Origin of the sequence: Micromonospora sp. D75, from assembly GCF_018070405.1 — a bacterium.
Lineage (GTDB): Bacteria > Actinomycetota > Actinomycetes > Mycobacteriales > Micromonosporaceae > Micromonospora > Micromonospora chalcea.
Map to the genome: position 1 here is coordinate 1 of NZ_JAGPXV010000141.1, position 10,927 is coordinate 10,927.

The 10,927-nt window shown below is 71.4% G+C and carries 8 protein-coding genes; 1 reads left to right on the forward strand and 7 read right to left on the reverse strand.

Annotated features, from left to right (window positions below; all coding sequences use genetic code 11):
• The 7 genes from araA to araB all read right to left on the reverse strand — a co-directional run.
• A partial coding sequence (gene araA / locus KBX39_RS11470) for an L-arabinose isomerase (protein WP_210870412.1) occupies nucleotides 1-1,347 on the reverse strand: 1,347 nt, incomplete at its 3' end.
• Nucleotides 1,348-1,373: 26 nt separating this feature from the next.
• Nucleotides 1,374-2,366, reverse strand: a complete 993-nt coding sequence (gene yjfF / locus KBX39_RS11475; RefSeq protein WP_043323316.1) for a galactofuranose ABC transporter, permease protein YjfF — start codon at nucleotides 2,364-2,366, stop codon at nucleotides 1,374-1,376.
• Nucleotides 2,363-3,433, reverse strand: a complete 1,071-nt coding sequence (locus KBX39_RS11480) for an ABC transporter permease (protein ID WP_210870414.1) — start codon at nucleotides 3,431-3,433, stop codon at nucleotides 2,363-2,365. The genes yjfF and KBX39_RS11480 overlap by 4 nt, the downstream gene beginning before the upstream one ends.
• Entirely contained in the window at nucleotides 3,430-4,971 is a 1,542-nt protein-coding gene (locus KBX39_RS11485) for a sugar ABC transporter ATP-binding protein (RefSeq protein ID WP_043323312.1), read from the reverse strand. Before KBX39_RS11485 ends, KBX39_RS11480 begins: the two co-directional genes overlap by 4 nt.
• Before the next feature lie 70 nt (nucleotides 4,972-5,041).
• The gene (locus KBX39_RS11490) at nucleotides 5,042-6,037 is read right to left on the reverse strand and encodes an ABC transporter substrate-binding protein (protein ID WP_043323310.1); all 996 of its coding nucleotides are present in this window, start codon (nucleotides 6,035-6,037) and stop codon (nucleotides 5,042-5,044) included.
• A gap of 96 nt (nucleotides 6,038-6,133) precedes the next feature.
• Nucleotides 6,134-6,805, reverse strand: a complete 672-nt coding sequence (locus tag KBX39_RS11495) for an L-ribulose-5-phosphate 4-epimerase (protein ID WP_210870416.1) — start codon at nucleotides 6,803-6,805, stop codon at nucleotides 6,134-6,136.
• On the reverse strand, nucleotides 6,802-8,475 hold the full coding sequence (gene araB, locus KBX39_RS11500; RefSeq protein WP_043323306.1) for a ribulokinase: 1,674 nt from the start codon (nucleotides 8,473-8,475) through the stop codon (nucleotides 6,802-6,804). The genes KBX39_RS11495 and araB overlap by 4 nt, the downstream gene beginning before the upstream one ends.
• Before the next feature lie 643 nt (nucleotides 8,476-9,118).
• On the opposite strand from araB, the gene KBX39_RS11505 reads away from it, so the two are divergent.
• Nucleotides 9,119-10,774: a ricin-type beta-trefoil lectin domain protein gene (locus tag KBX39_RS11505; RefSeq protein ID WP_210870418.1), complete on the forward strand. Its 1,656-nt coding sequence runs from the start codon at nucleotides 9,119-9,121 to the stop codon at nucleotides 10,772-10,774.
• Nucleotides 10,775-10,927 lie beyond the last annotated feature (153 nt).

The window sequence follows — 10,927 nt, forward strand, 5'->3', positions numbered from 1 at the left end:
GGTGTGGTGCGGCGCGCCCGCGGTGATCCACGCCTCCGCCGAGCCGGCCAGGTCGGGCTGCGGACGCCAGACCGCGCGCGCCACCGGCAGCCGGCGCAGCGGGTGCGGCGGCGGCACCACGTCCACCGCGTTGGCCACCAGCCGGAACCGCTCCCCCATGTCCGCCATGCCCAGCACCACGGCCGGGCCGGGCGCGGCGTCGAAGACCAGGCGCACCGGGTCCTCCCGCCCGCCGATGCTCAGCGGATGCACCTGCGCGCTCGGCACGTCGGCGGCGATGCTCGGGCACACCTCCAGCATGTGCGCGCCGAGGATCAGCTCCTGGCCGAACGTCAGGTCGTAGGTGTAGTCCTCCATGAACGAGGTGCCGCCCGGCGCCCCGACGGCCATCGCCTTGAGCGTGTGCACCAGCACCGAGGTCTTCCAGTCGCCCTCGCCGCCGAAGCCGTAGCCGTCGGCCATCAGGCGCTGCACCGCGATCCCGGGAAGCTGGCGCAGCCCGCCGAGGTCCTCGAAGTTCGTGGTGAACGCCCGGAACCCGCCGGCCTCCAGGAACGCGCGCAGGCCCAGCTCCTGGCGCGCCGCGTACCGCAGCGAGTCGTGCCGGTCCCCGCCGGGCCGCAGCTCCGGCGCCACCCGGAAGGTGTCGTCGTACTCCTTGACCAGGTCGTCCACCTGCGCGTCCGCCACCTGGTCGACGGCCGCGACGAGGTCGTTGACGCCGTAGGTGTTCACCGATACGCCGAAGCGCAGCTCCGCCTCGACCTTGTCCCCCTCGGTGACCGCGACGTCGCGCATGTTGTCGCCGAAGCGCGCCAGCCGCAGCGTCCGCAGCGCCGACCAGCCGACGGCGGCCCGGGCCCAGGCCGCGACCCGGCCGACGACGCGCGGGTCGGTGACGTGGCCGGCGACGGTCTTGCGGGCCACCCCGAGCCGGGTCTGGACGAACCCGAACTCCCGGTCGCCGTGGGCGGCCTGGTTGAGGTTCATGAAGTCCATGTCGATCTCGTCCCACGGCAGCGCCACGTTCGCCTGCGTGTGCAGGTGCAGCAGCGGCGTCCGTAGCGCGTCCAGCCCGGAGATCCACATCTTGGCCGGGGAGAACGTGTGCATCCAGGCGATCACCCCGACCGCGCCCTGCACGGCCGCGTCCCGGCACACCGCCAGGATGTCCGCGCTGGAGGTGAGGACCGGCTTCCAGACCACGCGGACGGGGATGTCCGGCGAGGAGTCCAGGCGCGCGGCGATCTGCCGGGACTGCTCGGCGACCTGCCGCAGGGTGTCCTCGCCGTAGAGGCCCTGGCTGCCGGTGAGGAACCAGACCTCGGGCTGGGGGTGAGTTGCCATGTTGTTGCCTTCCGCGCTAGGAACCGTCACTTGAACCGGATGCCGATGAGGCGCTGGAGGAGGATGAACGCGAAGAGCAGCCCGCCGATCACGATCTTGGTCCACCAGGAGTTGAGGCTGCCGTCGAACGTGATCAGGGTCTGGATCACGCCGAGCACCAGCACGCCGAGCACGGTGCCGAAGACGTACCCGGAACCGCCGGTGAGCACGGTGCCGCCGATCACCACAGCCGCGATCACGTCCAGCTCCATCCCGACGGCGATCAGCGGCGCGCCGGAGAGCGTGTAGAACGACAGCAGGATGCCGCCGATGGCCGAGCAGAGCCCGCTGATCGTGTAGACGGCGATCCGGGTCCGCGCCACCGGCAGGCCCATCAGCAGCGCCGACTGCGCGTTGCCGCCGACCGCGTACACGTTGCGGCCGAACCGGGTGTACGCCAGCACGTACGCCGCGATCAGCACCACCGCGAACGCGATGAGCACGCTGATCGAGACGAAGTTGCCGGCCGGGTCGCCGATGCGCTGCTGCGACATCGACGTCCAGAAGCCGTCGGTGATGGAGATCGAGGAGTCGCTGATGAACGTGCACATGCCGCGGGCGAAGAACATCCCGGCGAGTGTGACGATGAACGGCTGGATCTCGAAGAAGTGGATCGCGCAGCCCATCAGGAAGCCCAGCGTCGGGCCGATCAGCAGCGCGATGACCAGCACCAGCGCCGCGGGCAGGCCGTCGCGCAGCAGCGACGCCGACACCATCGCGGTCATCGCGACCACCGAGCCGACGGACAGGTCGATGCCGCCGGTGAGGATCACGAACGTCATGCCGACCGCGACGACGAGCAGGAAGCCGTTGTCGATGAAGACGTTGAAGACGACCTGGATGTTGGAGAACGCGCGGTACTGGGACACGCCGATGCCGTACATGACGAGCAGCAGGGCGAGCGTCGCCAGCACCGGGACGTGCCGCCGGGGCAGGCTGGGCCGCCAGGAGCGGCCGGTGGTCAACGACGTGCTGCTCATGCCGGCACCTGCTCCTTCTCCCGCTGCGGCGCCGCCGGCCCGGGCTCGGTCCCGCGCCGCCGCCGGCGCAGCCGGGCGCGGAACGCCGGGGCCTGCACGAGGCAGACGGCGATGACGACGACCGCCTTGAACAGCAGCGACGTCTGCGGCGAGATGTTCATGGCGTACACGGTGGTGGTCAGGGTCTGGATGATCAGCGCGCCGAGGACGGTGCCGCCGAGGGAGAACCGGCCACCGGCGAGCGACGTGCCGCCGATCACGACCGCCAGGATCGCGTCGAGCTCGATCCACAGGCCGGCGGCGTTGCCGTCGGCGCTGGACACGTTCGCGGTGACCATGAAGCCGGCGAGCGCGGCGCAGGCGGCGCTGATCACGTAGACGAGGAAGACGATGCGCCGCGACCGGATGCCGGCCAGCCGGCTGGCCTCGGCGTTACCGCCGACCGACTCGACGATCAGGCCGAGCGCGGTACGCCGGGTGAACGCGGCCACCAGCAGCGCGGCGGCGAGCGCGATCAGGATGGCCAGCGGCAGCGTCAGGAAGTGCCCGAGCCCGATCGCCCGGTACGGCCCGGAGTTGATCGTGATGATCTGCCCCTCGGTGACCAGCTGGGCGATGCCCCGGCCGGCCACCATGAGGATCAGCGTGGCGATGATCGGCTGGATGCCGATGACCGCCACGAGCACGCCGTTCCACGCGCCGAGCACCAGCGCGGCGCCGAAGGCCAGCGCCAGCGCGGTGGCCACCGTGGCCGGGCTGTTCTGGTCGGCCGCCCCGCTGATGTGCAGGCAGGCGATCGCGCCGCTGATGGCGCAGAGCGACCCGACGGACAGGTCGATGCCGCCGGTGGCGATGACGAGCGTCATCCCGAGCGCGACCAGGATCAGCGGCGCGCTCAGCCGCAGGATGTCGATGGGCGTGCCGTACAGGTGGCCGTTCTTGACCTCGACGGCGAGGAAGCCGGGACGGTAGACGGTGTTCGCGGCGAGCATCACCACGAGCACCAGCGCCGGCCAGAACAGGCGGTGGCCGGTGAGCGGGCGGAGGCGGGCGACGACGGCGGTCATCGGGTCACCTCCTTCCGCGTGGTGCCGCTGGCGATGGTGCGCATGACGCGGTCGGCGTCGAGCGTGTCGTCGTTGTCGAGCTGGGCGACCATCTCGCGGTCGCGCATGACCGCGACCCGGTGGCTCAGGCGCAGCACCTCCTCCAGCTCGGCGGAGATGAACAGCACCGCCATGCCGCCGTCGGAGAGCTGCACCACCAGCTTCTGGATCTCGGCCTTCGCGCCCACGTCGATGCCGCGGGTCGGCTCGTCCAGGATGAGCAGGCGCGGCTCGGTGATGAGCCAGCGGGCCAGCAGCACCTTCTGCTGATTGCCGCCGGACAGGTTGCGCACCGGCAGTTCCGGGTTGGCCGGGCGGATGCTCAGCGCCTCGACGTACCTGCGGACCAGCTCGTCCTGGCGGCGGCGCGGGATCGGACGCAGCCAGCCGCGCGCGGCCTGCATCGCCAGGATCATGTTCTCCCGGACCGTCAGCTCCGGGACGATGCCCTCGGCCCGCCGGTTCTCCGAGCAGAAGCCGACGCCCTGGCCGATGGCCTGGATCGGGTTGCGCACCGGCGCCCGGCCGCCGTCGAGCCGGACCTGGCCGTGGTCGGCCCGGTCCGCGCCGAAGATCAGCCGCGCCACCTCGGTACGGCCGGAGCCGAGCAGGCCGGCCAGGCCGACCACCTCACCGGCGTGGATGCGCAGGCTGAACGGGGCGACCGCGCCACGCCGGCCCAGCCCGTCGGCGTCCACCAGCGGGGCCTCGTCCGCGGTGTCGACGGTGGCGCGTTTCTGCTGCTCGTCGAGCCGCTCCAGCACGTCCAGCTCCTGCCCGATCATCTTCTCGACCAGGCTGAACTGCGGCAGCTCCTCGGTGCGGTACTCCCCCACCAGCGTGCCGTTGCGCAACACCGTGATGCGGTCCGCGATGCCGTAGACCTGGTCGAGGAAGTGCGTGACGAACAGGATCGCGATGCCCTCGTCACGGAGCTGGCGCATGATCCGGAACAGCTGCGCCACCTCGCCGGCGTCCAGGCTGGACGTCGGCTCGTCCAGGATCAGCACCCGGGCCTGCACGTCGATCGCCCGGGCGATGGCGACCATCTGCTGCACCGCGAGCGAGTACGTGCCCAGCGGCGCGGAGACGTCGAGGTCGAGGTCGAGCCGGGCCAGCAGGTCGCGCGCCCGCCGGCGCATCTCGCCCCAGCGCACCGCGCCGAGCCGGCGCGGCTCGCGGCCGATGAAGACGTTCTCCGCCACCGACAGGTTGGTGCAGAGGTTGACCTCCTGGTAGACGGTGCTGACGCCGGCCGCGGCGGCCTGCATCGGCCCGCTGAACGAGACCTGCTCGCCGTCGAGGGTGATGACTCCCGCATCGGTCCCGTAGACGCCGGTCAGCACCTTGATCAGGGTGGACTTGCCGGCGCCGTTCTCACCCATCAGGGCGTGGACCTCGCCCGGGAACAGCCGAAAGTCGACGTCGTGCAGCGCGCGGACCCCGGGGAAGGTCTTGCTGATGCCGGTCATGGTCAGGACCGGACGGTTACCCGTCATCCCATCGGACCTCTTCTAGACGGTGGTGGCACGGGGGCCGCCGTCTCGCGACGGCGACCCCCGGGGTGGGTCAGTACTTGCGGTTGGGCAGTGCCTCCTTGGCCTGCTCCTGGGTGAAGGTGGTCTCCTCGGTCTCGATCCGGGCGGGGACCTCCTCGCCGGCCTTGACCTTCTTGACCAGCTCCATCAGCTGCGGGCCGAGCAGCGGGCTGCACTCGGCGATGAAGTTGAACTTGCCGTCCGCGAGGGCCTGCATGCCGTCCTTCACCGCGTCGACGGTGATGATGGTGATGTCCTTGCCGGGCGTCTTGCCCGCCGCGCTGATCGCCTCGAGCGCGCCCAGACCCATGTCGTCGTTGTGCGCGAAGAGCACGTCGATCTTCGGGTTGGCCTTGAGGAACTGCTCCATGACCTGCTTGCCGCCGGCCCGGGTGAAGTCACCCGACTGCGACGCGACGATCTTCAGGTTGGGGTTGGCGGCGATCGCCTCGGCGAAGCCCTTCTTCCGGTCGTTGGCCGGGGCCGAGCCGGTCGTGCCCTGCAGCTCGACGATGTTGACCGGGCCGGACGCCGCCTTCTTCTGCTCCACCAGCCACTCGCCGGCGAGGCGGCCCTCCTTGACGAAGTCCGAGCCGAGGAACGTCTTGTAGAGCGACTTGTCGGCCGAGTCGACCGCGCGGTCGGTCAGGATGACCGGGATCTTCGCGTCCTTGGCCTCCTTGAGCACGGTGTCCCAGCCCGACTCCACCACCGGCGAGAAGGCGATCACGTCGACCTTCTGCTGGATGAAGTTGCGGATCGCCTTGATCTGGTTCTCCTGCTTCTGCTGCGCGTCGTCGAACTTCAGCTCGATGCCGGCCTCGGCGGCCGCTTCCTTGATCGAGGTGGTGTTCGCGGTGCGCCAGCCGCTCTCGGCGCCCACCTGGGAGAAACCCAGGACGATCTTGTCGTTGCCGTCACCGGAATCGCCACCGGTGTCGCTGTTGCCGCAGGCCGCCATGCTGCCGGCGAGCAGCACGCCGGCGAGCGCGGCGATGACCCTGCGGGCCGTGCTCCTGGTACTCATCGGTTCTCCTCCGGGGTTGGATGTTCCGGACGCGCGGCGGGGAGCCGGTGCGTCCGGGTGTGGTGGTGGGGTGGGTGCGCGGCGCCCGGTCCGGGGTCAGGGCGCCGGCGGGCGTTGGCCGTAGACGTTCTGGTAACGGTCGTAGAGCGAGTCGATGTCGGCCGGCGCGATCGGCAGCGGCTGCCCGAGCGCTCGGGCCAGGTGCGCGGTGCGGGCGACGTCCTCGCACATCACGGCGGCCTTGACCGCCGCCCGGGCGTCCCGGCCGATGGTGAACACGCCGTGGTTGCGCATGAGCACCGCGGGCGAGCGGTGCCCGGACAGCGTGCTGACGATCCCCTTGCCGATGTCGTCGCCGCCGATCAGCGCGAACGGCCCGACCGGGATCTCCCCGCCGAACTCGTCGGCCTGCGCGGTCAGCCAGCACGGGATCGCCTCGCCCCGGGCCGCCCAGGCGGTGGCGTAGCCGCTGTGGGTGTGCACCACGCCGCCGACCTCGGGCATCGCGCGGTAGACGTAGGCGTGCGCGGCGGTGTCGCTGGACGGCGAGCCGCCGCCGTCGACGACAGTGCCGCTCAGGTCGCAGACCACCATGGACTCGGCGGTCAGGTCGTCGTAGTCGACGCCGCTGGGCTTGATGACCATCAGGTCCTGACCGGGTACGCGGGCCGAGACGTTGCCGGCGGTCCAGGCCACCAGCCCGTAGCGGGTCAGCTCGCGGTGCAGGCGGGCCACCGTCTCGCGCAGCTCGGCGACATGGCTGTTCATCCGACCACCTCCAAGGGCGCGGCGGCGCGGGCGTCGACCGCCGCGTTGCGGATCGCCCGCAGGCGCAGCATGACGTCGTTCGCGCCGCGGCCGAAGTGGTCGTGCAGCGCGCGGTACTCGGCGTAGAGCGCGTCGTACGCCCGGACGTTCTCCGGTACGGGCCGGTAGACCGCCTCCTCGATCCGTCCCATCGCGGCGGACGCCTCGTGGATCGACTGGTACTCGCCGGCCGCGACCGCGGCGTGGATGGCCGAGCCGAGCGCCGGCCCCTGGGCGGAGCCGATGATGCTCAGCGGCCGGTTCGTGACGTCGGCGTAGATCTGCATCAGCAGCCGGTTGGAGGTGAGCCCGCCGGCCACCACCAGGTCGTCGACCGGCACTCCGGCCTGGGCGAACGCTTCGACGATCATCCGGGTGCCGTACGCGGTGGCCTCCAGCAGCGCCCGGTAGACGTCCGGCGGCCGGGTAGCCAGCGTCAGCCCGACGATCAGCCCGCTCAGGTCGTGGTTGACCAGCAGCGACCGGTTGCCGTTCCACCAGTCCAGCGCCACCAGGCCGTGCGCGCCGACCGGCTGGGCCGCGGCGGCCTCGGTGAGCCGCTCGTGCGAGTCGAATCCGGCCGGGGCGCCGTGGCGCACGAACCAGCCGAAGATGTCCCCCACGCCGCTCTGCCCGGCCTCGAAGCCCCAGGCGCCGGGGCTGATGCCGCCGTCGACCACGCCGCACATGCCCGGCACCTCGGCCGGGTGGGTGCCGTTGAGCACGTGGCAGGTGGAGGTGCCCATGATGGCCACCAGCCGGCCGGGCCGCAGCGCCTGGGCGGCGGCGGCGGTGACGTGCGCGTCGACGTTGCCGACCGCGACCGCGATGCCCTCGGGCAGGCCGGTCCAGGCGGCGGCGCGGGCGTCGAGCGCGCCGGCCCGCGCGCCCAGCGGCAGCAGCGGACCGTCCAGCTTGGTGACGAAGTCGGTGAAGTCCGGGTCGAGCGCGGCCAGGTAGTCCGGGGACGGGTACCGGCCGTCCTGCCGGATGCCCTTGTAGCCGGCGGTGCAGACGTTGCGCGTCTCGACGCCGCACAGCTGCCAGACGATCCAGTCGGCCGCCTCGATGAAGCGCTCGGCGCGCCGGTAGATCTCCGGGTCCTCGTCCAGGATCTGCAGCCCCTTGGCGAACTGCCACTCCGCGGAGATCTTGCCGCCGTAGCGGCCGATCCACGGTTCGCCGCGTTCGTGCGCCAGCGCGTTGATCCGGTCGGCGTGCGGCTGCGCGGCGTGGTGCTTCCAGAGCTTGACCCAGGCGTGCGGCCGGTGGCGCAGCTCCGGGATCTCGCACAGCGGCGTGCCGTCGGCGAGCGTCGGCAGGACCGTGCAGGCGGTGAAGTCGATGCCGATCCCGACCACCAGTGCCGGGTCCACGCCGGCCGCCGAGAGCGCTGCCGGTACGGCGTGGCGCAGCACGTCGCGGTAGTCGTCGGGGTCCTGCAGCGCCCAGTCCGGCGGCAACGCCGGGCCGTCGTCGGGCAGCGCGGTCTCGATGACCCCGTGCCGGTAGTCGTGCACCGCGGTGCCGAGTTCAGCGCCGTCGCGGACCCGGACCACCAACGCCCGGCCGGACAACGTGCCGAAGTCGACCCCGATCACGTACCGGTCGGTCGCGTCCACTTCGCTCATTTGCACCTCCGCCGTGTCACGGAGTTAGTGTTAGCGCTCACATACACATCCGTCAAGACACGTCCGGGCAACAGCTACGTAACGAGCGGCGGCGCCCGGAACCGGCGTCCTCCGCCCCGCGCGGACCGGCCCGGCCGCCGGCCGGGAGATCCACGCCGACGGCGCGGTCGAACCTCGGGTAGACGGCCTGTTAGCGACAACAGTCGATGGAACTTCCGGAAATTCTCTCGGCGTTCCCGACTCCCCCGGCCCGAGGGCCCAGATGCCGCCGCGGGGCCGCCCAGAAGGCCGCTCAGCGGCTCTTTTTCTCGCCGCGGCACCCTCGGCAGCAGGCCGCCGCAAGCCGCCCGAGGGTCGCCAGGCTATTTACAGTGTTTGATGTCAGCGATAACATTTCGCCATCCCCACACACTGTGGCGCCGCTGTCCGGGAAACCCCGGCGCCGCAGCCGGGCGGCGACGGACGGCGACCCCGTCGACCGCCGGAACCCCACCACCCACGAGCGCCCGCCGGCACCGACCGGCCCTGGTGGAACTACCGTGCCGCGTCCGTCCCCGTGGACCACGGGCGACGCCGTGCGACCGGCGGGCCGCTCCCTTCCGGGTACCGGCACGGACGGCGCCCGGCCACCGAGGAGGACCCAGTGCGCAGATGGACCCGACGGACGCTCGCCGTCCTGGGTGTCGCGGCGGTGGCGCTCGCAGCCACCGTCACCGACGGGGCAGTCGCCCCACGCCCGGCCCGGGCGCTGGACAACGGCGTCGCCCGTACGCCGCCGATGGGGTGGAACACCTGGAACACGTTCGGCTGCAACATCAACGAGACCCTCATCCAGCAGACCGCCGACGCGATCGTCGCCAACGGACTGCGCGACCTCGGGTACAAGTACGTCGTCGTGGACGACTGCTGGTTCAACCCGAACCGGGACGCGCAGGGCAACCTCCAGGCGCACCCGCAACGGTTCCCCAGCGGAATGAAGGCGCTCGGTGACTACCTGCACGCCCGTGGCCTGCTGTTCGGCATCTACCAGGTGCCGCTGGACAAGACCTGCGCCCAGGTCGGCGGCGCGTTCCCCGGCGCCACCGGCAGCCTCAACCACGAGTACCAGGACGCGCGGCAGTTCGCCGCGTGGGGCGTGGACTACCTCAAGTACGACTGGTGCTCCGGCACCGGGACGATAAACGACCAGGTGGCGCGGTTCGGCATCATGCGCGACGCGCTGGCCTCCACCGGCCGGCCGATCGTCTACAGCATCAACCCCAACAGCTACCACGCCAAGACCGGGCCGCAGCGCAACTGGAGCGACGTGGCGAACCTCTGGCGGACCACCGAGGACATCACCAACGCGTGGAACACCGGCCAGACCAACGGCTACCCGATGGGCATCCAGAACATCGTCGACGTCACGGTGCCCCTGGCCGGGTACGCCGCCCCCGGCGGTTTCAACGACCCGGACATGCTGGAGGTCGGCCGAGGGGGCATGAACGACACCGAGATGCGCAGTCACTTCGCGCTCTGGTCGATGCTGGCGGCGCCGCTGATGATGGGCCACGACGTCCGCTCGACGAACGCGGCCACGCTGGCGATCCTGCGCAACGCCAACCTGGTCGCGATCAACCAGGACACGCTCGGCCGCCAGGCGGTCCAGGTCTCCTTCGACGGCACCCGGCGGGTGCTGGCCAAGCCGCTGGCCAACGGAGACGTGGCGGTCGCCCTGTTCAACCAGGGCAGCTCGACCACCACCGTCTCCACCACGGCGGCGGCGATCGGCAAGAGCGGCAGCTCGTTCACGCTGCGCGACGCCTGGACCGACGCCACCTCCACCAGCACCGGCGCGATCTCCGCCAGCGTCCCCGCGCACGGCACCGTGGTCTACCGGGTCAGCGGCGGCGGCACCACGACCCCGCCACCGGTCCCGACCACGTTCCGGCTGCGCAGCGAGTCGTCCGGCCGGTGCCTCGACGTCGACAACGCCGGCACCGCCAACGGCACCGGCACGCTGATCTGGGACTGTCACAACAATGCCAACCAGCAGTTCACCGCCAACGGGCAGGCGTTGCAGGTGCTCGGCAAGTGCCTGGACGTGCCGACGAACGCGACCGCCGGCACCCGGGTGCAGATCTGGGACTGCAACGGCGGCACCAACCAGCAGTGGACCATCAACGGCAACGGCACGGTGAGCAACGGGCGCTTCCCGTCGCTGTGCCTGGACGTCGACAACGCGGGCACCGCCAACGGCACCCGGGTGATCGTCTGGACCTGCCACGGCAACGCCAACCAGCGGTGGAGCCGGGCGTGAGCGGCTGCGGCCGGTGAACGGCGGTCGGCCGGACGAAGGGGCGAGCGTCCGGCCGGCCGTCACCGGGCGCCGGCCGCCCGGCGCTTGTTCCAGATGTCGACCGCCTCCGCCACGAGCCGGACGAGTCCCTGCCCCCCCGACTGGCCGGCCTGG

What these genes read in the sequence shown, in the direction of transcription:
- yjfF (WP_043323316.1), bottom strand. Translation starts at nt 2,366, where the DNA reads ATGAGCAGCACGTCGTTGACCACCGGCCGCTCCTGGCGGCCCAGCCTG.
- KBX39_RS11480 (WP_210870414.1), bottom strand. Translation starts at nt 3,433, where the DNA reads ATGACCGCCGTCGTCGCCCGCCTCCGCCCGCTCACCGGCCACCGCCTG.
- KBX39_RS11485 (WP_043323312.1), bottom strand. Translation starts at nt 4,971, where the DNA reads ATGACGGGTAACCGTCCGGTCCTGACCATGACCGGCATCAGCAAGACC.
- KBX39_RS11490 (WP_043323310.1), bottom strand. Translation starts at nt 6,037, where the DNA reads ATGAGTACCAGGAGCACGGCCCGCAGGGTCATCGCCGCGCTCGCCGGC.
- KBX39_RS11495 (WP_210870416.1), bottom strand. Translation starts at nt 6,805, where the DNA reads ATGAACAGCCATGTCGCCGAGCTGCGCGAGACGGTGGCCCGCCTGCAC.
- araB (WP_043323306.1), bottom strand. Translation starts at nt 8,475, where the DNA reads ATGAGCGAAGTGGACGCGACCGACCGGTACGTGATCGGGGTCGACTTC.